This is a genomic window from Pantoea dispersa, from assembly GCF_014155765.1.
GTDB lineage: Bacteria > Pseudomonadota > Gammaproteobacteria > Enterobacterales > Enterobacteriaceae > Pantoea > Pantoea dispersa.
Window position 1 is genome coordinate 31,582 of the sequence record NZ_SCKT01000004.1, and the last position, 19,037, is coordinate 50,618.

26 protein-coding genes are annotated in these 19,037 nt (G+C 57.1%); 11 read left to right on the forward strand and 15 right to left on the reverse strand.

Annotated elements, in window-relative coordinates; genetic code table 11:
- Positions 1-92: 92 nt before the first annotated feature.
- Positions 93-437 (reverse strand): hypothetical protein, encoded by a 345-nt coding sequence (locus H7K56_RS13415; RefSeq protein WP_150361680.1) that lies wholly within the window; start codon positions 435-437, stop codon positions 93-95.
- Positions 438-743: 306 nt separating this feature from the next.
- Between H7K56_RS13415 and mtgA the strand changes: the two genes are divergently transcribed.
- Positions 744-1,466: a monofunctional biosynthetic peptidoglycan transglycosylase gene (mtgA, locus tag H7K56_RS13420; RefSeq protein ID WP_031279742.1), complete on the forward strand. Its 723-nt coding sequence runs from the start codon at positions 744-746 to the stop codon at positions 1,464-1,466.
- Between the two features lie 5 nt (positions 1,467-1,471).
- Here the strand turns inward: mtgA and npr are convergent, their stop codons facing one another.
- The 11 genes from npr to H7K56_RS13475 all read right to left on the reverse strand — a co-directional run bounded on the left by npr (position 1,472) and on the right by H7K56_RS13475 (position 9,473).
- Positions 1,472-1,744: a PTS phosphocarrier protein NPr gene (gene npr, locus H7K56_RS13425; RefSeq protein ID WP_058759594.1), complete on the reverse strand. Its 273-nt coding sequence runs from the start codon at positions 1,742-1,744 to the stop codon at positions 1,472-1,474.
- Positions 1,741-2,595, reverse strand: coding sequence for an RNase adapter RapZ (gene rapZ / locus H7K56_RS13430; RefSeq protein ID WP_021507744.1), 855 nt, complete (start codon positions 2,593-2,595; stop codon positions 1,741-1,743). Before rapZ ends, npr begins: the two co-directional genes overlap by 4 nt.
- 52 nt (positions 2,596-2,647) lie before the next feature.
- The gene (ptsN, locus tag H7K56_RS13435; protein ID WP_031279741.1) at positions 2,648-3,130 is read right to left on the reverse strand and encodes a PTS IIA-like nitrogen regulatory protein PtsN; all 483 of its coding nucleotides are present in this window, start codon (positions 3,128-3,130) and stop codon (positions 2,648-2,650) included.
- A 166-nt stretch (positions 3,131-3,296) separates the two neighbouring features.
- A complete protein-coding gene (hpf, locus tag H7K56_RS13440; RefSeq protein WP_010618250.1) occupies positions 3,297-3,584 on the reverse strand; it encodes a ribosome hibernation promoting factor in 288 nt (95 codons plus the stop codon).
- A gap of 21 nt (positions 3,585-3,605) precedes the next feature.
- Positions 3,606-5,039: an RNA polymerase factor sigma-54 gene (gene rpoN, locus H7K56_RS13445; protein WP_031279740.1), complete on the reverse strand. Its 1,434-nt coding sequence runs from the start codon at positions 5,037-5,039 to the stop codon at positions 3,606-3,608.
- Positions 5,040-5,087: 48 nt separating this feature from the next.
- Complete coding sequence (lptB, locus tag H7K56_RS13450) at positions 5,088-5,813, reverse strand: LPS export ABC transporter ATP-binding protein (protein ID WP_010618248.1); 726 nt, start codon at positions 5,811-5,813, stop codon at positions 5,088-5,090.
- 5 nt (positions 5,814-5,818) lie between these two features.
- Positions 5,819-6,373 carry a lipopolysaccharide ABC transporter substrate-binding protein LptA gene (lptA, locus tag H7K56_RS13455; RefSeq protein ID WP_031279739.1) on the reverse strand — a complete coding sequence of 185 codons (555 nt, stop codon included), beginning with the start codon at positions 6,371-6,373 and terminating at the stop codon, positions 5,819-5,821.
- Entirely contained in the window at positions 6,348-6,920 is a 573-nt protein-coding gene (gene lptC, locus H7K56_RS13460; RefSeq protein ID WP_021507740.1) for an LPS export ABC transporter periplasmic protein LptC, read from the reverse strand. The genes lptA and lptC overlap by 26 nt, the downstream gene beginning before the upstream one ends.
- Positions 6,917-7,483 (reverse strand): 3-deoxy-manno-octulosonate-8-phosphatase KdsC, encoded by a 567-nt coding sequence (kdsC, locus tag H7K56_RS13465; protein WP_058774894.1) that lies wholly within the window; start codon positions 7,481-7,483, stop codon positions 6,917-6,919. Before kdsC ends, lptC begins: the two co-directional genes overlap by 4 nt.
- Before the next feature lie 13 nt (positions 7,484-7,496).
- Positions 7,497-8,477, reverse strand: a complete 981-nt coding sequence (kdsD, locus tag H7K56_RS13470) for an arabinose-5-phosphate isomerase KdsD (protein WP_150361681.1) — start codon at positions 8,475-8,477, stop codon at positions 7,497-7,499.
- A gap of 12 nt (positions 8,478-8,489) precedes the next feature.
- The gene (locus H7K56_RS13475) at positions 8,490-9,473 is read right to left on the reverse strand and encodes a calcium/sodium antiporter (RefSeq protein ID WP_021507737.1); all 984 of its coding nucleotides are present in this window, start codon (positions 9,471-9,473) and stop codon (positions 8,490-8,492) included.
- Between the two features lie 227 nt (positions 9,474-9,700).
- Here H7K56_RS13475 and mlaF point away from each other — a divergent pair, with 227 nt between their 5' ends.
- The 7 genes from mlaF (at position 9,701) to murA (ending at position 14,491) form a co-directional block, all read left to right on the forward strand.
- Positions 9,701-10,516, forward strand: a complete 816-nt coding sequence (mlaF, locus tag H7K56_RS13480; RefSeq protein ID WP_021507736.1) for a phospholipid ABC transporter ATP-binding protein MlaF — start codon at positions 9,701-9,703, stop codon at positions 10,514-10,516.
- A gap of 4 nt (positions 10,517-10,520) precedes the next feature.
- Positions 10,521-11,303: a lipid asymmetry maintenance ABC transporter permease subunit MlaE gene (gene mlaE / locus H7K56_RS13485; RefSeq protein WP_150361682.1), complete on the forward strand. Its 783-nt coding sequence runs from the start codon at positions 10,521-10,523 to the stop codon at positions 11,301-11,303.
- Positions 11,304-11,307: 4 nt separating this feature from the next.
- Positions 11,308-11,850: an outer membrane lipid asymmetry maintenance protein MlaD gene (gene mlaD, locus H7K56_RS13490; RefSeq protein ID WP_021507734.1), complete on the forward strand. Its 543-nt coding sequence runs from the start codon at positions 11,308-11,310 to the stop codon at positions 11,848-11,850.
- 19 nt (positions 11,851-11,869) lie between these two features.
- Positions 11,870-12,508 (forward strand): phospholipid-binding protein MlaC, encoded by a 639-nt coding sequence (gene mlaC, locus H7K56_RS13495; protein ID WP_058780375.1) that lies wholly within the window; start codon positions 11,870-11,872, stop codon positions 12,506-12,508.
- Entirely contained in the window at positions 12,508-12,813 is a 306-nt protein-coding gene (gene mlaB, locus H7K56_RS13500; RefSeq protein WP_021507732.1) for a lipid asymmetry maintenance protein MlaB, read from the forward strand. Before mlaC ends, mlaB begins: the two co-directional genes overlap by 1 nt.
- Before the next feature lie 114 nt (positions 12,814-12,927).
- Positions 12,928-13,185, forward strand: a complete 258-nt coding sequence (ibaG, locus tag H7K56_RS13505; RefSeq protein ID WP_007886637.1) for a BolA family iron metabolism protein IbaG — start codon at positions 12,928-12,930, stop codon at positions 13,183-13,185.
- Positions 13,186-13,231: 46 nt separating this feature from the next.
- On the forward strand, positions 13,232-14,491 hold the full coding sequence (murA, locus tag H7K56_RS13510) for a UDP-N-acetylglucosamine 1-carboxyvinyltransferase (protein WP_021507731.1): 1,260 nt from the start codon (positions 13,232-13,234) through the stop codon (positions 14,489-14,491).
- Positions 14,492-14,554: 63 nt separating this feature from the next.
- Here the strand turns inward: murA and H7K56_RS13515 are convergent, their stop codons facing one another.
- Both H7K56_RS13515 and ispB read right to left on the reverse strand, forming a co-directional pair.
- Entirely contained in the window at positions 14,555-14,848 is a 294-nt protein-coding gene (locus H7K56_RS13515) for a helix-turn-helix domain-containing protein (RefSeq protein ID WP_021507730.1), read from the reverse strand.
- 238 nt (positions 14,849-15,086) lie between these two features.
- A complete protein-coding gene (gene ispB, locus H7K56_RS13520; RefSeq protein ID WP_021507729.1) occupies positions 15,087-16,058 on the reverse strand; it encodes an octaprenyl diphosphate synthase in 972 nt (323 codons plus the stop codon).
- A 254-nt stretch (positions 16,059-16,312) separates the two neighbouring features.
- On the opposite strand from ispB, the gene rplU reads away from it, so the two are divergent.
- From rplU to cgtA, 3 genes are all read left to right on the forward strand, one after another.
- Positions 16,313-16,624 carry a 50S ribosomal protein L21 gene (gene rplU / locus H7K56_RS13525; protein WP_021507728.1) on the forward strand — a complete coding sequence of 104 codons (312 nt, stop codon included), beginning with the start codon at positions 16,313-16,315 and terminating at the stop codon, positions 16,622-16,624.
- 15 nt (positions 16,625-16,639) lie between these two features.
- On the forward strand, positions 16,640-16,897 hold the full coding sequence (rpmA, locus tag H7K56_RS13530; protein ID WP_006121751.1) for a 50S ribosomal protein L27: 258 nt from the start codon (positions 16,640-16,642) through the stop codon (positions 16,895-16,897).
- Positions 16,898-17,146: 249 nt separating this feature from the next.
- Positions 17,147-18,322, forward strand: a complete 1,176-nt coding sequence (cgtA, locus tag H7K56_RS13535) for an Obg family GTPase CgtA (protein ID WP_058759590.1) — start codon at positions 17,147-17,149, stop codon at positions 18,320-18,322.
- 296 nt (positions 18,323-18,618) lie between these two features.
- On the opposite strand, the gene H7K56_RS13540 is transcribed toward cgtA, so the two are convergent.
- Positions 18,619-19,035, reverse strand: a complete 417-nt coding sequence (locus H7K56_RS13540) for a hotdog fold thioesterase (protein WP_021507726.1) — start codon at positions 19,033-19,035, stop codon at positions 18,619-18,621.
- Positions 19,036-19,037 lie beyond the last annotated feature (2 nt).

Here is a 19,037-nt window from a genome sequence, read left to right on the forward strand (position 1 = left end):
CACAGCTTGTGACAAGATTCATTAAATTGTGTGATGTTGAGCAGCGTTTAAATACAGAAAACATTAATTTGCTGACACAGTCAAGCAAGGAATCAATTTCTTTGGCGTATTGCACTATTTTTGAGCAAATGTTCGGTTTTTTGCCTGGTTTTCCCACAGTCGCGGTCCGGAAAGCGCTGCGCAGCGAAGGCAAACGGCATAAAGCGCAGCGCAACGGCCGTTTTTATGCTCATGTTATTGATTCTAATAATGAATAACCAGATTTTGCCGCGGTTATCCAAAACGTTTTGGAAACCCCCGGCTGAAAGTTCCAGTTCGGGCATTGAACGGTTAGCGTAAACCGGATGGGCGGTAAAACGTTTTACAGGTTGCGCCCTGGTCTGAAGCGTAATTGTCGCTATTTGCGCCGTGTTTTTCAGAATGGTCTCGGTTGTCAATGAACATCTTCACTGACTACTAAAGATGATAGTTAAACATCGTGAAAGGTTTGACGTGAGCGGTATCACAATCGGTTAAGTATTTATGCCCGTGCGCGCTGCGCGTTTTTTCTGCATGGAACCGATTCCTTTTTTCCGGAAGTGCTTGATGCGACTGGCTCTAATAGAGGAACGATGGTTGCCCGCGCAATGAGTTTGGCTGGTGGTCGCGATGCCGCAGAGATAAAATTCCGGCTTGCATCACCGCTATTTGAAATCATGACCTGAGTAATTGATTAATCCAGGGAACCGGTAAGAGACGATTGCATGAGTAAGAGTAAAGGGAAGATGGTCCAGCGCCTGAAGCGGCTGGCTGGCAGGGTGCTTCTGGCATGGCTGGGTCTGTGGCTGGCCGGCATCGTGCTGTTCGCATTTTTGCCGGTGCCGTTTTCGGCGGTAATGGTGGAGCGGCAGCTTGGCGCGTGGTTCAGCGGACGCTTCGATTATGTCGCCCATTCAGACTGGGTGGGAATGGATGAGATTTCACCGTGGATGGCGCTGGCGGTGATCGCCTCGGAAGATCAGAAATTCCCCGAGCACTGGGGCTTTGACGTGCATGCCATTCAGCAGGTGCTGGACAATGACGGCAGTGAACGGATGCGCGGCGCATCAACGCTGTCTCAGCAGACGGCGAAGAACCTGTTCTTGTGGGATGGCCGCAGTTGGGTGCGCAAAGGGCTGGAGGCCGGGCTGACGGTGGGGCTGGAAACGGTATGGACCAAACGCCGCATTCTGACGGTCTACCTGAATATTGCGGAGTTCGGTAATGGAGTGTTTGGTGTGGAAGAGGCATCGCAGCGCTATTTCCACAAGCCTGCCAGTCGGCTGAGCATGGCGGAAGCCGCTTTGCTGGCTGCGGTGCTGCCGAATCCGATTCGCTTCCGCGCGGATGCGCCGTCCGGCTACATTCGTCAGCGCCAGCAGTGGATTATGCGCCAGATGCGCCAGCTGGGCGGCGAGGGTTTCCTCAACCGTTACCAGCTGCACTGACGCGGTTAGTCTTCGTCAAAACCGGCTTCAAACAGCTCAATGACCGCGGCCAGCGCCTGGGTTTCCTGCGGGCCGCTGGCCTCGATTTCGATATGACCGCCTTTAGCGGAGTCGAGCATCAGTAGCGCAATCACGCTGCTGGCTTCGGCTTCGGTGCCGGCCTCGTTACGCAGCAGCACTTCCGCATCAAAACTCTGCACCAGCTCAAACAGCTTCATCGCCGGGCGCGCATGCATACCCAGCTTATTTCGAATCTCAACGGTTTGCTTCACGGTCATGATTTGCGTTTTTCCAGGGTGCGATGACGGGACTGCACATTCTTACCGCGCGAACGGAAATAGTCTGCCAGCTGTTCGGCAATGTAGACCGAACGGTGCTTACCGCCGGTGCAGCCAATCGCCACCGTCAGATAGCTGCGGTTATTGGTTTCCAGCATCGGCAGCCACAGCTCGAGATAGCTGCGCGTCTGGTAGATAAAGTTGTGCACTTCGGTGTGACGATCGAGGAAGGCCGCCACCGGACGATCGAGCCCGGTCATCGGACGCAGCTTCGGATCCCAGTGTGGGTTGGGCAGGAAACGCACGTCAAACACGTAATCGGCATCGATCGGGATGCCATGCTTGAAGCCGAAGGATTCAAACACCATGGTGAGTTCGCGCTCACGCTTGCCCAGCAGGCGCGTGCGCAGCATTTCTGCCAGCTCATGCACCGACATCTCTGAGGTATCGATGATCAGATCGGCACGCGAGCGCAGCGGCTCCAGCAGATCGTTCTCCTCATCAATGGCGCTTTCCAGCGACAGATTTTTGCTGGAGAGCGGATGCAGGCGGCGCGTGTCGCTGTAGCGGCGGATCAGCGTGTTGCGATCGGCGTCCAGAAACAGCAGCTGCGGCGAGAACGCTTCCGGCAGATTGTTCAGTGCCTGCTCAAACACCTCCGGTGATTCCGGCATGTTGCGCACGTCAATGCTAACCGCCGCTGAGATATTGCGCTCGGTTAAGGTGTTCGCCAGCTCCGGCAGCAGCACCACCGGCAGGTTATCGACACAGTAGAAGCCCATATCCTCAAGGGCGCGCAGCGCGACTGATTTTCCTGAGCCTGACCGACCGCTAACGATCATCAGCACCATCACATTTCTCCCGTGTTAAACCGGCACGCAGGCCGGTAAAAGTGTCTGTCGCTTAAGCGTGATCTTCCTGAGCTTCTGTAATGATGGCGTAGAGCTCTTCATCGCTCTGTGCCGCGCGCAAACGGCGGCAGACGGTTTTATCCGCCAGGCGTTTCGCCACCAGCGACAGGGTGTGCAGATGGGTTTTGCACTGGTCTGCGGGCACCAGCAGGGCAAACAGCAGGTCAACCGGCTGGTTGTCGACGGCGTCAAAGGCGATAGGCTGGTCGAGGCTGATAAACACGCCAACGGCGCGCAGCGTATCCTCCTCCAGCTTGCCGTGCGGGATGGCGATGCCGTTGCCAATGCCGGTACTGCCCATGCGTTCACGGGTCAGGATGGCTTCAAAAAGCGTCTGGTGCGGCAGATTGAGCTGCTTAGCGGCCAGCTCGCTGATAATTTCCAGCGCGCGCTTTTTACTCTGGCAGTGTACGCCGCTGCGGGTGCAGTCCAGCGAAAGGACCGCGCTCAATTCCAGTGTCAGATCGTTGTTCATCATCGTTTCACTTGCGTGTTCACATAGCCGTAAGGCACGTACCGGGACACCGCGAACGGGCAGGGCAGGTGACTGCAGGCGCTTGCGCAGATGACAAAACGGGGCGGTGACCCGCCCCATTTCTCCTCTGAGTGCTGAACCCGTCAGCACTCTGCAAGCGTGAAGGTTAGTGTTTTTTCAGTTTGTCTTTGTGTTTGGTCAGCTGACGGGCCAGCTTGTCAATCAGCCCGTCGATGGCCGCGTACATGTCTTCCGCTTCCGATGTGGCGTGCAGCTCCCCGCCGTTGACGTGCAGGGTTGCTTCCGCAATCTGCGTCACCTTCTCCACTTTCAGAACAATATAAACCTGATTGATACGATCAAAATAGTGTTCCAGTTTGGCAAATTTGTTATTTACAAATTCGCGCAGTGGGTCGGTTATCTCAACATTCAGTCCGGTAAGGTTTAGCTGCATAGGTCTTCCTTCTTGTTTCGGTCAAACCAGCTGCTTGCGCTGGTTTGATGGCGGTATAGATAAAGACTCGCGATACTTAGCAACCGTACGTCGCGCCACCATGATGCCCTGTTCAGATAACATGGAGGTCAGTTTGCTGTCGCTCAAGGGTTTTGCGGGATTTTCCGCGGAGATTAATTTCTTCACCAGTGCACGGATCGCCGTCGACGAGGCTTCGCCACCGCCTTCGGTGCTGACGTGACTGGAGAAAAAATACTTCAGTTCAAAAATGCCACGCGGGCTGTGCAAATACTTTTGCGTGGTGACGCGGGAAATGGTGGATTCATGCATATCCACGGCCTGGGCGATATCCGCCAGCACCATCGGACGCATATACTCTTCACCCTGTTCAAAAAACGCCTGCTGCTGTTCGACAATACAGCGCGTCACTTTCAGCAGCGTGTCGTTGCGGCTCTCCAGGCTCTTAATCAGCCAGCGGGCTTCCTGTAAGTTGCTGCGAATAAACTGACTGTCACTGTCATTACGCGCAGAACCGCCCATCGCGGCGTAATGCTGATTAATCTTCAGGCGCGGCAGGCTGTCAGCGTTCAGCTCCACCGTCCAGCGCGTGCCAGTCTTGCGCACCAGCACATCGGGAATTACATACTCGGGCTCGCTGGTATTGATGGACTGCCCGGGGCGCGGATCGAGCGACTGGATCAGCAGCATCGCTTCCTTCAGCACCTCTTCCTTCAGCCGCGTCACGCGCATCAGGCTGCGGAAATCGTGGTTAGCCAGCAGGTCGAGGTGCTCGCTGACAATCAGCCGTGCTTCGTTCAGCATCGGCATATCAGCCGCATACTGCGACAGCTGCACCAGCAGGCAGTCACGCAGATCGCGTGCGCCGACGCCCACCGGATCGAAACGCTGTACGCGCTTCAGCACCGCTTCCACCTCTTCCAGCGTCAGCTCTTCGTCACCAATACTGTCACAAATGTCCTGTAAGCTGACGGTGAGATAACCGGTATCGTCGATGGCATCGACGATGGAGGTAGCGATGGCGCGGTCGGTGTCGGTGAACGGCGTCAGTTCTACCTGCCACATCAGATAGTCCTGCAGCGACTGCGTGGTTTCACCCTGATACACCGGCAGCTCGTCGTCCTGGTAATCGGTGCCGGTGCCGGAGGGCGTGCCGGCCGTGTAGATCTCGTCCCAGGTAGCATCGAGCGGCAGCTCTTCCGGCATCTCTTTCTGTTCGAGTGCCTCACGGGTATCTAACGCCTCGTTCTCCTGAAATTCGCGGGCGTCGACTTCATCGTGCAGATCGGTTTGTTCAAGCAGCGGATTGCTTTCCAGCGCCAGTTGCAGTTCCTGCTGGAGTTCAAGCGTAGAGAGTTGCAGCAAGCGGATTGCCTGCTGCAACTGGGGGGTCATCGCCAGCTGTTGGCTGAGCCTGAGTTGCAAACCTTGCTTCATAATCCGGCTAGAATTTCCTAAGCAAATGTCGGGTATGCCGACACCTTATCAGAGTCTGAACTCTTCGCCCAAATAAACCCGCTTAACCTGCTCATCTGCAAGAATTTCATCTGGCGTGCCGTGGGCAATCAGATGGCCCTGGCTGACGATATATGCGCGCTCACACACCGCGAGCGTTTCACGCACGTTGTGGTCGGTGATCAGCACGCCGAGGCCGCTGTCACGCAGGTGTTCGATGATCTTTTTGATATCGATAACGGAGATGGGGTCAACGCCGGCAAAAGGTTCATCCAGCAGGATAAACTTTGGATTGGCGGCCAGCGCACGGGCAATCTCGACGCGGCGACGTTCACCGCCCGACAGCGCCTGGCCCATGCTGTCGCGCAGATGGCCGATGTGGAACTCGTCCATCAGCTCATTGGCGCGATCCTGACGCTGCTCTTCCGTCAGGTCGTCACGCACCTGCAGTACCGCCATCAGGTTGTCGTAGACGCTCAGACGGCGAAAGATCGACGCTTCCTGCGGCAGATAACCGATGCCGCGCCGCGCGCGCGCATGCAGCGGCAGAATACTGATATCTTCTTCATCAATAATAATGCGGCCGGCATCGCGCGGCACGATGCCTACCACCATGTAGAAGGTGGTGGTTTTACCGGCCCCGTTGGGACCCAGCAGGCCGACAATCTCGCCGGATTTCACCTGCAGGCTGACATCTTCTACTACGCGACGGCCTTTGTAGGCTTTCGCCAGGTTTTCAGCGACTAATGTGGCCATAGCGATCAGTTACTCTTTTTGGGGCTCGCAGACGAACCGTTTTTATCCTGCAGCTGCGACGGTACCAGCACGGTGGTGACGCGCTTGCTCTGGCCCTGACTGTAGGCCTGCATTTTCTGCTCTTTCACCAGATAGGTGATGCGATCGCCTTTGATGTTGCTGTCCTGCTGCTCAATAAAGGCGTTGCCGGTCAGCTCGACGAAATCGTTGGCCAGCTCATAGTGCAGTTTGGCGGCGTGACCCTGCACCGGTTTGCCGTTGTCCTGCATCTGATAAAAGGTGGCCGGATTGCCGTAGGCATCGACGATGGTTTTGTTGCTGTCGCCGCCGGGACGCGTTACCACCACTTTATCGGCGGTAATTTTGATGGTGCCCTGGGTCACGATCACGTTGCCGGTAAAGGTGGCGACGTTACCCTGCAAATCGAGCGCCTGGTTCACCGAGTCGATGTTAACCGGCTTGTCCGAATCGCCCGTTAACGCCAGCGCCGGCAGGCTGGTTGCCAGCAGCGCACTCACCAGCAGCAACTTAAGGCTATTTTTGTTCATTTTGAATTTCATAGGAGGTTTTGACCTTTTCAAGCAGCTCGGCATTCTTTGTCCGTAGGTTGCCGCGCATCTTCATGCCAGTGGAGTTAAAACTGCGGCCAAATAGGGTGACCTGATCGTCAGACGTCACATCCTGGCTGACCAGATTAACCTGAGCATTATCCGTGATGATGCGCTCAAGCTGGGAATCCTGCGTCAATGTGTGTACTTCAACGTGGCCATAAAGATACAGCATACGATCTTTCGTCAGCTTTGCCTTGTCAGCACGAACCGACCACGTGGGCACTTTGTTTTCGTCGTAAGTGGTCATCACCGGATTATCGAACCAGCTCACTTCTTCGGCCGAAAAGTAGGTCACTTTATCCGAGACCAGCTTATAGGCCAGCGCACCCGTCGGGTTATACACCACGGTGCTGGAGTTGGCGCTGGTGTAGGTCGGCGCCTGATCGTTGGTCGCCACCGGCGTGGCGCTGTCGTCCTGGTTGGTAAGATTCCAGCCGATCAGCACCAGGGCGATCAGCGCCAGAATCAGCGTTATCCAACGCCTGCTTTTACTCATACTGATTGCCCTTTGGCATCCTCAAATTTGTTCTGCGCCAGCAAAATCAGGTCGCATAGCTCACGTACTGCACCGCGACCGCCAGCAATGCGCGTCACGTAATGCGCGCGCGGCAGTAACACCGGATGCGCATCGGCGACGGCCACGCTCAGACCCGCCTGTGCCATTACCGGCCAGTCGATCAGGTCGTCACCAATATACGCGACCTGGTCTGCCGATAGTGACAGTTTATCCAGGAGTTCGCGCCAGGCCAAAAGCTTATCCGACTGTCCCTGGTAAAGATGCGTAATGCCGAGCGTTTTACAGCGATCTTCCAGCAGTTTAGCGCGGCGGCCGGTAATAATAGCCACTTCAATGTCCGAGGTCAGCAGGCAGCGCACGCCGTAACCGTCGCGCACGTTAAAGGCCTTTAGCTCTTCACCGCTGTTGCCCATGTAAATCAGGCCGTCGGACATCACGCCGTCGACATCGCAAATCAGCAGGCGGATGTTGGCCGCCCGCGCCATCACGTCGGCGCTCACCGGGCCGTAGCAGGTGTTGACCATCGTGGTTTCAGCACTCATTGTTGTTTCCCGTTCAGACCACGCCAGCGCGCAGCATGTCATGCATATGTACCACACCGAGCAGGCGATCGTCATCGGCCACCAGCAGCGCAGTGATGTTTTTGTTTTGCATCAGATTAAGCGCGTCCACCGCCAGCAGGTTGGGGCGCACGCGAATCCCGCCGCGCGTCATTACATCCTGGATGCGGGCCGACTGGAAATCGATGCCCATATCGAAGATGCGGCGCAGGTCACCGTCCGTGAAAATCCCTTCGATTTTCATCAGGTCGTCGACAATCACCGTCAGGCCGAGGTTTTTGCGCGTGATCTCCAGCAGCGCGTCGCGCAGCGAGGCGTCGCAGGTGACGTGGGGAATTTCATCGCCGCTGTGCATAATGTCGCTGACGTGCAGCAGCAGTTTGCGCCCCAGTGCGCCGCCCGGGTGCGACAGCGCGAAATCTTCCTGCGTGAAGCCGCGCGCTTCCAGCAGCGCCACCGCCAGCGCATCGCCCATTACCAGCGTGGCGGTGGTGCTGGAGGTCGGTGCCAGCCCGAGCGGACAGGCTTCCTGCGGCACTTTCACGCATAAATGCACATCGGCAGCCCGGCCCATGGCGCTCTCCGGACGGCTGGTCAGGCAAATCAGCTGCACTTTCTGCCGTTTGAGCACCGGGATCAGCGCGAGGATTTCGCCCGACTCGCCGCTGTTCGAGATAGCGATCACCACATCGTTGGTGCTGACCATGCCGAGATCGCCGTGGCTGGCTTCACCCGGGTGGACGAAGAACGCCGGCGTGCCGGTGCTGGCGAAGGTGGCGGCCATCTTCTTGCCGATATGGCCGGATTTGCCCATGCCCATCACCACCACTTTGCCACGGCAGGCAAAGATCATTTCGCAGGCGCGGCTGAAGTCGGCGTTAATATACTGATCGAGCTGTTCCAGCCCTTCGCGTTCAATGCGCAGTACCGCTTTACCTGCCTGCTGGAAGTCGAAATCCGGTTGCTGATGTGACATGGTCAGTCATCCTTAATAGCTTGCGATAAGCGTGGGGCTGAGCCACAGCCACAGCACCCACACGATAAATCCACCTAACAGCAGCGTGCCCGCTATGCGGCCGATGCGGCGCTTGCGCAGCAGGCACAGCAGGGCGAACAGAACGCTGACGCCCAGCATAATCCAGTAATCCCGTGCAAAGGCGTGCGCATCGATCGCGCCGGGATGCACCAGCGCCGGCAGGCCCAGCACAATCGCCAGATTGAAGATGTTGGCGCCAATCAGGTTGCCGATGGCGATATCGTCTTCGCCTTTCAGCGCGCCGGCCAGCACCGTGGCCAGTTCCGGCAGGCTGGTCCCGACGGCAATCAGCGTCAGTCCCATCACCAGTTCGCTAACGCCGAAGTAATCCGCAAACACCGTGGCGTTGTCGATCACCATGCGCGTCGACATCGGCAGAATAATCAGCGCCACCGCCAGCCAGAGAAACGCCACTGTGTTGCCGCTTTCGTCGCGCGGCAGCTCCGCCAGTTGTTCACGCGTCAGGGTGTCATTATTATCGCGCTCGGCCCGCCGGGCGATGCGGATCGCCACCAGCAGATAACCCAGCGCCAGCAGCAGCAGTGCCACGCCATCCAGCCGGCTGAGCTGGTTATCAAACAGCATGATGCCGCTGAGCAGTGAGACCAGCAGCAGCAGAGGGAGTTCGCGGCGAATCAGATTGGAGTGTACGGTTAAAGGGTGCAGCAGCGCAGCGCCACCCAGAATCAGCAGAATATTGGTGATGTTCGAGCCCAGCGCGGTACCCACGGCTAAATCCATCTGACCATGCTGCGCGGCAGAGAACGAGACGATCAGTTCCGGCAGTGAAGTGCCAATGCTCACCACCGTCATGCCAATGATCAACGGGGGAATGCCAAGGGATCGGCACAGGATCGCGGCGCTGAACACCAGGCGGTCAGCTCCGTAAGCCAGTAAAATCAATCCGATAAACAGCAGGGCAGTGGCTACGAACATGAAAAATCCTTGATGGATAACGGTGCCGGCAAACCTTGTCCGACAGGTAAAAGCAGTGCGCGTGCGGAATCAGGCGCTGATTTTGACTGTCTGAGAGGCAAAAGTAAATTTTAAGGCCGTTTTCGCCACACCGGACGGGTAAGTTTCTGTAAAACTATCGTGCATTGTGGTTTACCAGGCTACCATCCACCACGTTAATTACGCCCGATCCGTTTAAAGAGGTAATGATGATCCAGCAGCAAACGAATCTGGTTGAGGTTCGTGGCGTCAGTTTTACGCGCGGCAATCGCACCATCTTCGACGACATTTCGCTGACCGTTCCGGCGGGCAAAGTCACGGCGATTATGGGCCCTTCCGGCATCGGTAAAACCACCCTGCTGCGCCTGATTGGCGGGCAGCTGCAGCCGGACAAAGGTGAGATCTGGTTTCGTGACCAGAACATTCCGACGCTGTCGCGCCGTAAGCTGTATGACGTGCGTAAAAAAATGAGCATGCTGTTCCAGTCCGGTGCGCTGTTCACTGACCTTAACGTCTATGAAAACGTTGCCTGGCCGCTGCGCGAACACACCCGGCTGCCAGCGGAATTGCTGCACAGTACGGTGATGATGAAGCTGGAAGCCGTCGGACTGCGCGGCGCAGCCCAGCTGATGCCGGCCGAACTCTCCGGCGGCATGGCGCGCCGGGCGGCGCTGGCGCGTGCAATTGCGCTGGAGCCGGAGCTGATCATGTTCGACGAACCCTTTGTCGGCCAGGATCCCATTACCATGGGCGTGCTGGTCAAGCTGATCGATGAGCTCAACCATTCGCTGGGCGTCACCTGCATTGTGGTTTCACACGATGTGCCGGAGGTCTTGAGCATTGCCGACCATGCCTATATTGTTGCCGGGCAAAAGATTATTGCTCAGGGTAGTGCGCCGCAGCTGAGGGAGAATCCCGATCCGCGCGTGCGCCAGTTTATTGAGGGTCATGCGGATGGTCCGGTGCCGTTCCGCTTCGCTGCCGGGGATTACCTCAGCGATCTGACCCGCACAGGGAGAAGCTAAACTGATGTGGCTACAGGCACTGGCGTCATTTGGGCGTCAGGGAATTAACACCTGTGCGGCCTTTGGCCGGGCGGGCTTAATGCTCTTCCATTCGCTGGTGGGTAAACCGGCGTTTCGTAAGCATGCGCCGCTGCTGGTGAAGCAGCTGTATAGCGTGGGCGTGCTGTCATTGCTGATCATTGTGGTCTCCGGCCTGTTCATTGGCATGGTGCTGGGGCTGCAGGGCTATCTGGTACTCACCACTTACAGCGCGGAAACCAGCCTGGGCATGCTGGTGGCGCTGTCGCTGCTGCGCGAACTGGGGCCGGTAGTCACCGCGCTGCTGTTTGCCGGGCGCGCCGGTTCGGCGCTCACTGCGGAAATTGGCCTGATGAAAGCCACTGAGCAGCTCTCCAGCATGGAGATGATGGCGGTTGATCCGCTGCGCCGCGTGGTCTCGCCGCGCTTCTGGGCCGGCTTTATCAGTATGCCGCTGCTGGCGCTGATCTTTACCGCGGTGGGCATTGCCGGTGGCGCGCTGGTCGGGGTGGCCTGGAAAGGCATCGACCCGGGCTTTTTCTGGTCGGCGATGCAGAACGCGGTGGATTTTCGTACCGATGTGATCAACTGCCTGATCAAGAGCGCGGTGTTTGCCATCACGGTGACCTGGATCGCGCTGTTCAATGGGTATGACGCCATCCCGACTTCGGAAGGGATCAGTCGCGCGACGACGCGTACCGTAGTCCATGCTTCGCTAGCGGTGCTTGGACTGGATTTTGTGCTGACGGCACTGATGTTTGGGAATTAATGCAATGCAAAGCAAAAAAAACGAAATCTGGGTTGGCGTGTTTATGCTGGCTGCGCTGCTGGCGCTACTGTTCCTCAGCCTGCGCGTCGCCGATCTTAAATCGCTGGGCACCGAGCCAACGTGGAAGCTATACGCCACCTTCGATAATATCGGCGGCCTGAAAGTCAGCTCGCCGGTGAAAATTGGCGGCGTGGTGATTGGCCGCGTCACCGACATTTCACTGGATGACAAAACGCTGTCGCCGCGCGTCACCATGGACATCAGCGAACAGTATGCCAATAAAATTCCTGACACCAGCTCGCTGGCGATTCGCACCCAGGGTCTGCTGGGTGAGCAGTTCCTCGCGCTCAACTTAGGTTTTGACGATCCGGAGCTTGGCTCGGCGATGCTGAAAGATGGCGGCACGCTGCGGGATACCAAATCGGCGCTGGTGCTGGAAGACCTGATCGGCCAGTTCCTCTACAAGAGCGGCGACAACAAGGACAATGAGAAATCGTCGGGCGCCGCCAGCGCGAGCGCCCCGGCAGCACCTGCTACAACGGAATAACCCAGAGAGGTACAACACGATGTTAAAACGTTTCCTGATGGTGGCCCTGCTGGCCATCGCGCCGCTGGCGGCAAACGCAGCGGACGCCAACCAGAGCAATCCGTACAAGATGATGAACGAAGCGGCGGAGAAAACCTTTACCCGCCTGAAGAACGAACAGCCGAAGATTAAGCAGGATCCGAATTACCTGCGCGAAATTGTGCGCCAGGAGCTGCTGCCGTACGTGCAGATTAAATACGCGGGGGCGCTGGTACTGGGCCGTTACTACCGCGAAGCCACGCCGGCGCAGCGCGACGCCTACTTTGCCGCGTTCGGGGATTATCTGGCGCAGGCTTATGGTCAGGCGCTGGCGTTGTATCACGGCCAGACTTACCAGATTCAGCCTGAGCAGTCGATTGGCGATGCCAATATCGTGGCGATTCGCGTCACCATCATCGATCCCAACGGTCGTCCGCCGGTGCGCCTTGATTTCCAGTGGCGCAAGAACAGCCAGACCGGCAACTGGCAGGCTTATGACATGATTGCTGAAGGCATCAGCATGATCACCACCAAACAGAATGAGTGGAGCGATCTGCTGCGCACCAAAGGCATCGACGGCCTGACTGCGCAGCTGAAAACCTATGCCGCGCAGCCTATCACCCTGGACAAGCAGCAATAATGAGCGAACCGTTACGCTGGCAGCGCACTGCCAGCACGCTGGCCCTAAGCGGCAAACTGGACCGCGATACGCTGCTGGCGCTGTGGCAGGCGCGTGACAGCGCCATGGCCGGTATCACCACGATTGACGTGGCGGCGCTGGATCGGGTTGATTCTGCCGGGCTGGCGCTGCTGGTGCATCTGCGCGAAATCGCGCGGGCGCAGGGCACGACGCCGCTTTTCAGTGGTATCACCGATAAGCTCGACTCGTTAATCAAGCTGTATAACCTGCAGCAGATTATTGTTTCTGCGGAACAAATCGCCTGATTAACGGCGCTGCTGACAAAGCCCCTGATTTTTTCAGGGGCTTTTGCGTATTTAAGAGTCAGGCGCTTTCCTCTAAGATATCCGCCTTATTATTATCAAGTGAAGCAATGAGCGATGGAAAATAGTGAAGTTCAGGCCGTGCTAATGCAGGCGCTGCCGTTAGAAGAAGTACATGTTCTCAGCAACGATGGCAGCCATTTCCAGGTCATTGCCGTGGGCGAAATGTTTGGCGAGCTGAGCCGCGTAAAGAAACAGCAGGCTGTGTACGCGCCGCTGATGGAATACATTGCGGATAACCGTATTCATGCGGTGTCCATCAAGACTTATACCCCAGCCGAGTGGGCGCGCGACCGTAAACTCAACGGTTTCTAAGCGCCACTCTGGCTGTTTTGTTGATAGATAATTGAGAGCCGTGTTAATGGACAAATTTCGTGTGCAAGGCCCCACCCGTTTAAGCGGTGAAGTGACCATTTCCGGGGCGAAGAATGCTGCGCTGCCGATTCTGTTTGCTGCGCTGCTGGCTGAAGAGCCGGTAGAGATTCAGAACGTGCCGAAGCTGCGTGACATCGATACCACCATGAAGCTGCTGAGCCTGCTCGGTGCGCGCGTGGAACGCAATGGTTCGGTCCACGTTGATGCGCGCGAAGTTAATGTCTTCAGTGCGCCGTACGATCTGGTGAAAACCATGCGCGCCTCCATCTGGGCGCTGGGGCCGCTGGTGGCGCGTTTTGGCCAGGGCCAGGTTTCTCTGCCGGGCGGCTGTGCGATTGGTGCGCGTCCGGTCGATCTGCACATTACCGGCCTGGAGCAGCTGGGTGCCGAGATCAAACTGGAAGAGGGCTATGTTAAAGCCTCTGTGGATGGCCGCCTGAAGGGCGCGCACATTGTGATGGATAAGGTCAGCGTGGGCGCGACCGTGACCATCATGAGCGCCGCAACGCTGGCGACAGGCACCACTATCATTGAAAACGCGGCGCGTGAACCGGAGATTGTCGACACGGCAAACTTCCTTAACACGCTGGGCGCGAAAATCAGCGGCGCCGGCACCGACAAAATCACCATCGAGGGCGTTGAGCGCCTCGGCGGCGGCGTCTATCGCGTGCTGCCGGACCGTATCGAAACCGGCACCTTCCTCGTGGCCGGCGCTATCTCGCGCGGCAAAGTGGTGTGCCGCAATGCGCAGCCAGACACGCTGGACGCCGTGCTGGCGAAACTGCGTGACGCGGGTGCGGAGATTGAAGTCGGCGAAGATTGGGTGAGCCTGGATATGCACGGCAAGCGTCCGAAAGCGGTTAACATCCGTACCGCACCGCACCCGGGTTTCCCGACCGACATGCAGGCGCAGTTTACGCTGCTCAACCTGGTGGCTGAAGGCACCGGCGTGATTACCGAGACCATCTTCGAAAACCGCTTCATGCACATCCCGGAGCTGATTCGTATGGGTGCGCACGCCGAAATCGAAAGCAACACCGCTATCTGTCACGGTGTTGAAACCTTGTCCGGCGCGCAGGTGATGGCGACCGATCTGCGTGCGTCAGCCAGTCTGGTACTGGCAGGCTGCATTGCAGAAGGTGCGACGCTGGTGGATCGTATCTACCACATCGATCGTGGCTACGAGCACATTGAAGACAAGCTGAAAGCGTTAGGCGCCAACATCGAGCGCGTCAGCGGCGAGTAATCCTTTGTCCTGATTGCCAGGCATGAAAACCAGTCACGACAGCGTGGCTGGTTTTTTTTTGCTTTACCCGCGTGAGACGATCTTTTTCAGATCCTGGGGCGATCGAATGCGCTTTTTACGATCCAGCAGACGCTGTGTGACCGGATCAAAATAGCGGCTGGGCCAGATCTCGGAAGGATGGACCTTCAGCGCCGTGGCGATCAGCCATTCACCTTTAGGCCAGGGGCGTGACAGCGCGTTGGCCAGCGTCGATGAACTGAGGCCAGATTGACGTGACAGGGCGGCCAGTGACGTACCGCGCTTGCGCAGGGCCGCAATGATATCTGCCGGATGCCAGTCTTCTCTCCTTGCATGCATAACTCTCTTCTCCGTGTCCGTGTTAGTGCTCCATCTCTGCAGCGCTGTGGCTCTCCTGCGCAGAGATAACTGGAAAAATCCGGATTTTTATAGCAAATAATTTCCATATGTTTCCAGTAATTGTTTTGCCTGTGCACGAAACTGCGCAGTTTTTCGCAAAAATGCTGCAAGGGAATGTAATCAGACGGGCAGAGCAGGGGGGAGAAATAAAAACGGGGCCGAACGGCCCCGTAGCAGGTCAGAAATCGCGCTGCACCGACATGTGCGCCAGCGCTTCCAGCGCGCTGCGCCACGGCGTTTCTGGCAGTGCCTGTAGCGCCGCGATGGCTTTATCCGCCTCTTCTTCAGCGCGTTTGCGCGTCCATTCCAGCGAACCGGTTTGCTGCATTGCCGCCAGCACAGGCTCCAGCAGATGACGGCCATTACCTTCTTCGATCGCCTTGCGGATCATCTGCGCTTGCTCGGGCGTGCCGTTGTGCATGGCGTGCAGCAGCGGCAGCGTCGGCTTACCTTCGCTCAGATCGTCACCGGTATTTTTGCCCAGCGTCTCGCCGTCGGCGCTGTAATCCAGCAGATCGTCGATCAGCTGAAACGCCGTACCGAGATAGCGGCCATAATCCTGCAGCGCTTTCTCCTGCGCCGGCGTGGCCTCCGCGAGGATCGCCGAAGCCTGCGAAGCGGCTTCAAACAGGCGGGCGGTTTTGCTGTAGATCACCCGCATGTAGCTCTCTTCGGTGATATCCGGATCGTTGCAGTTCATCAGCTGCAGCACTTCCCCTTCGGCGATCACGTTCACCGCTTCGGACATCAGTGCAAGGATCTTCAGCGATCCCATGCTGGTCATCATCTGGAAGGCGCGGGTATAGATAAAATCCCCGACCAGCACGCTCGCCGCATTGCCGAACGCGGCGTTAGCGGTGGCTTTGCCACGGCGCATATCGGATTCATCCACCACATCATCGTGCAGCAGCGTCGCCGTGTGGATAAATTCGATCAGCGCCGCATTGGTCACATGCAGCGATCCCTGATAATTCAGCGCGCGTGCTGACAGCACCGCGATCATCGGACGGATGCGTTTGCCTCCCCCGCTGATGATGTAATAGCCCAACTGGTTAATCAGTGAGACATCTGAATTCAGCTGGTCGAGGATGGTCTGGTTGACGGCCGCCATGTCCTGCGCGGTTAATTCGTTAATCTGTTCTAAGTTCATTCGTCTGTTCAGCTTTGACTCGTTTTCTGCATGGTAAGCGCTTTTACCCAGCGTGAGTTCAGGTAATCTGTTACTGATTGTACTTGAAAAATCGGGTTGAGAAACGTTTGCATTCGTCCTGCGCTTTTTTTCTGCAAGAGAGTGCAAAGTGCACTTGTCTTCTGCTGGAGTTTTGCGTAGAATTCGCGCCCTATTGTGAATATTTATCGCGCCGCCTGATGAACAGAAAGGCATGCGCAGAAGCGGAGTTTTATATGTACGCGGTTTTCCAAAGTGGTGGTAAACAACACCGAGTAAGCGAAGGTCAGACCGTTCGCCTGGAAAAGCTGGACATCGCAACCGGTGAAACCATCGAGTTCGACCAGGTTCTGATGATTGCAAATGGCGAAGACGTGAAAATCGGCGCGCCACTGGTTTCAGGCGGTGTGATCAAGGCAGAAGTTGTTGCTCACGGTCGTGGCGAGAAAATTAAAATCGTTAAGTTTCGTCGTCGTAAACACTACCGTAAGCAAGCTGGTCACCGTCAGTGGTTCACTGATGTGAAAATCACTGTGATCAGCGCGTAAGAGGAGATCTGACAAATGGCACATAAAAAGGCTGGTGGCTCGACTCGTAACGGTCGCGACTCCAATGCAAAACGTCTGGGTGTTAAGCGTTTCGGTGGTGAATCTGTTCTGGCAGGTAGCATCATCGTTCGTCAGCGTGGTACCAAATTCCACGCCGGTAACAACGTAGGTTGTGGTCGTGACCACACTCTGTTTGCTACCGCAGACGGCAAAGTTAAATTCGAAGTTAAAGGTCCTAACAACCGTAAATACATCAGCATCGTTGCTGAGTAAGGTTGTTGTGCCGCAGACGATTAACGTCTGAACACACGAATGGAAGGCCCCGCAGCTTTGCGGGGCTTTTTACATTCTGCCGCAGGTTACGGCAATCACGCTGACCTTGCGCCTCAGTTTGCTGTACACTTTATGTACACATGGCTTTGCCAATCCTGTATTATCCGCCGCCGGTCAGCGCAGAAGACCCTGGCGGACCCGTTTGTCGCCCGCAGCGTGGCGCAAACGACAGTGTGACGGAGATAAAAAATGAAGTTTGTTGATGAAGCGACGATCCTGGTGGTCGCGGGTGATGGTGGCAACGGTTGCGTCAGCTTCCGCCGCGAGAAGTACATTCCCAAAGGGGGACCGGACGGCGGTGACGGCGGTGACGGCGGTGATGTTTACCTGCTGGCGGATGAAAACCTCAACACCCTGATCGATTATCGTTTCGAAAAATCTTTCCGCGCCGAACGCGGCCAGAATGGCCAGAGCCGTGACTGTACCGGTAAACGCGGTAAAGACATCATTGTTAAAGTGCCGGTGGGTACGCGCGTGATCGATCAGGGCACGGGCGAAACGCTGGGCGACATGACGCGCCATGAGCAGAAGCTGATGGTGGCGAAGGGTGGCTGGCACGGTCTGGGCAACACCCGCTTCAAATCGTCCGTGAACCGTACGCCGCGTCAGAAAACCATGGGCACGCCGGGCGAGAAGCGCGACCTGCAGCTGGAACTGATGCTGCTGGCAGACGTGGGGATGCTGGGTCTGCCTAACGCCGGTAAATCGACCTTTATCCGCGCGGTATCAGCGGCGAAGCCAAAAGTGGCGGATTATCCGTTCACCACCTTAGTGCCAAGCCTCGGCGTGGTACGTATGGACAGCGAAAAGAGCTTCGTGGTCGCCGACATTCCCGGCCTGATTGAAGGCGCAGCGGAAGGCGCGGGCCTCGGAATTCGCTTCCTCAAGCATCTGGAGCGCTGCCGTGTGCTACTGCACCTTATCGACATCGCGCCAATCGACGAATCCGATCCGGTAGAAAACGCCCGCATCATTCTCGGCGAGCTGGAGAAATACAGCGACAAGCTGTACCAGAAGCCGCGCTGGCTGGTGTTCAATAAAACCGACCTGCTGAGCCGTGAAGAGGCGGAAAGCCGCGCCAAAGCCATTGCCGAAGCGCTGGGCTGGGATGAGAAATACTATCTGATCTCCGCCGCCAGCCGTGACGGTGTCAATGAGCTGTGCTGGGATGTGATGAGCTTTATCATCGCAAATCCAAAAGAAGCGGAAGAAGAAGCGAAGCAGCCAGAGAAAGTGGCCTTCATGTGGGATGATTACCACCGTGAAGCGCTGGAAAATGCTCAGGAAGTGGAAGAAGACGAAGACTGGGATGACGACTGGGATGAAGACGACGACGAAGGCGTCGAGATCATTTATCAGCGTTGATGTCAGCGAAAAAAGCGGCCAGATGGCCGCTTTTTTTATTACTGTTTAGCGCAGAGCACCAGCCCGTACAATCATTCCTTCTCCCCGTGGGAGAGAGCATCAGCCCGCACAAACATTCCCTCTCCCTGTGGGATAGAGCACCAGCCCGCACAAACATTCCCTCTCCCCGCAGGAGAAAGCACCAGGCCGCACAATCATTCCCTTTCCCCGTGGGAGAAAGCACCAGGCCGCACCATCATTCCCTCTCCCCGTGGGAGAGGGCAGGGTGAGGGCATCAGGCCGCAGCGGAACCAAACCTACCCCAGCACCGCCACCGTCAGCCGCGAACTGCAGCACAGCTGATCGCGACCATTGCGTATCTCAATCTGCCAGCTCTGATTGCGCGCCCCCAGATGCAGCGGACGACAAACACCGCGCACCTCGCCGCTGCTCACCGCCCGATGATGGCTGGCGCTCACCTCAATGCCCACCACGCTTTTACCTTCTTCCACGCTCAGGTAACCGGCAATGGAGCCCATCGACTCCGCCAGCACCACCGACGCGCCGCCGTGCAGCAGGCCAAACGGCTGCTGCGTGCGGCTGTCTACCGGCATGGTGGCCTCCAGATAATCGTCACCGATCGCGGTAAACACGATGCCCAGATGCGCCACCAGCGAGTTATCGCCCAGCTGATTCAGCGTGGCGAGATCCACCGTACGTTTCCAGATTGCCATGC

Coding starts and splice junctions, on each gene's coding strand:
- rpmA (WP_006121751.1), top strand. CDS start 16,640: ATGGCACATAAAAAGGCTGGTGGCTCGACTCGTAACGGTCGCGACTCC.
- kdsD (WP_150361681.1), bottom strand. CDS start 8,477: ATGTCACATCAGCAACCGGATTTCGACTTCCAGCAGGCAGGTAAAGCG.
- rplU (WP_021507728.1), top strand. CDS start 16,313: ATGTACGCGGTTTTCCAAAGTGGTGGTAAACAACACCGAGTAAGCGAA.
- rapZ (WP_021507744.1), bottom strand. CDS start 2,595: ATGGTGCTGATGATCGTTAGCGGTCGGTCAGGCTCAGGAAAATCAGTC.
- rpoN (WP_031279740.1), bottom strand. CDS start 5,039: ATGAAGCAAGGTTTGCAACTCAGGCTCAGCCAACAGCTGGCGATGACC.
- npr (WP_058759594.1), bottom strand. CDS start 1,744: ATGACCGTGAAGCAAACCGTTGAGATTCGAAATAAGCTGGGTATGCAT.
- cgtA (WP_058759590.1), top strand. CDS start 17,147: ATGAAGTTTGTTGATGAAGCGACGATCCTGGTGGTCGCGGGTGATGGT.
- ibaG (WP_007886637.1), top strand. CDS start 12,928: ATGGAAAATAGTGAAGTTCAGGCCGTGCTAATGCAGGCGCTGCCGTTA.
- lptA (WP_031279739.1), bottom strand. CDS start 6,373: ATGAAATTCAAAATGAACAAAAATAGCCTTAAGTTGCTGCTGGTGAGT.
- H7K56_RS13515 (WP_021507730.1), bottom strand. CDS start 14,848: ATGCATGCAAGGAGAGAAGACTGGCATCCGGCAGATATCATTGCGGCC.
- murA (WP_021507731.1), top strand. CDS start 13,232: ATGGACAAATTTCGTGTGCAAGGCCCCACCCGTTTAAGCGGTGAAGTG.
- ispB (WP_021507729.1), bottom strand. CDS start 16,058: ATGAACTTAGAACAGATTAACGAATTAACCGCGCAGGACATGGCGGCC.
- mtgA (WP_031279742.1), top strand. CDS start 744: ATGAGTAAGAGTAAAGGGAAGATGGTCCAGCGCCTGAAGCGGCTGGCT.
- lptB (WP_010618248.1), bottom strand. CDS start 5,813: ATGGCCACATTAGTCGCTGAAAACCTGGCGAAAGCCTACAAAGGCCGT.
- mlaD (WP_021507734.1), top strand. CDS start 11,308: ATGCAAAGCAAAAAAAACGAAATCTGGGTTGGCGTGTTTATGCTGGCT.
- ptsN (WP_031279741.1), bottom strand. CDS start 3,130: ATGAACAACGATCTGACACTGGAATTGAGCGCGGTCCTTTCGCTGGAC.
- mlaF (WP_021507736.1), top strand. CDS start 9,701: ATGATCCAGCAGCAAACGAATCTGGTTGAGGTTCGTGGCGTCAGTTTT.
- lptC (WP_021507740.1), bottom strand. CDS start 6,920: ATGAGTAAAAGCAGGCGTTGGATAACGCTGATTCTGGCGCTGATCGCC.
- mlaC (WP_058780375.1), top strand. CDS start 11,870: ATGTTAAAACGTTTCCTGATGGTGGCCCTGCTGGCCATCGCGCCGCTG.
- kdsC (WP_058774894.1), bottom strand. CDS start 7,483: ATGAGTGCTGAAACCACGATGGTCAACACCTGCTACGGCCCGGTGAGC.
- mlaE (WP_150361682.1), top strand. CDS start 10,521: ATGTGGCTACAGGCACTGGCGTCATTTGGGCGTCAGGGAATTAACACC.
- mlaB (WP_021507732.1), top strand. CDS start 12,508: ATGAGCGAACCGTTACGCTGGCAGCGCACTGCCAGCACGCTGGCCCTA.
- hpf (WP_010618250.1), bottom strand. CDS start 3,584: ATGCAGCTAAACCTTACCGGACTGAATGTTGAGATAACCGACCCACTG.
- H7K56_RS13475 (WP_021507737.1), bottom strand. CDS start 9,473: ATGTTCGTAGCCACTGCCCTGCTGTTTATCGGATTGATTTTACTGGCT.
- H7K56_RS13540 (WP_021507726.1), bottom strand. CDS start 19,035: ATGGCAATCTGGAAACGTACGGTGGATCTCGCCACGCTGAATCAGCTG.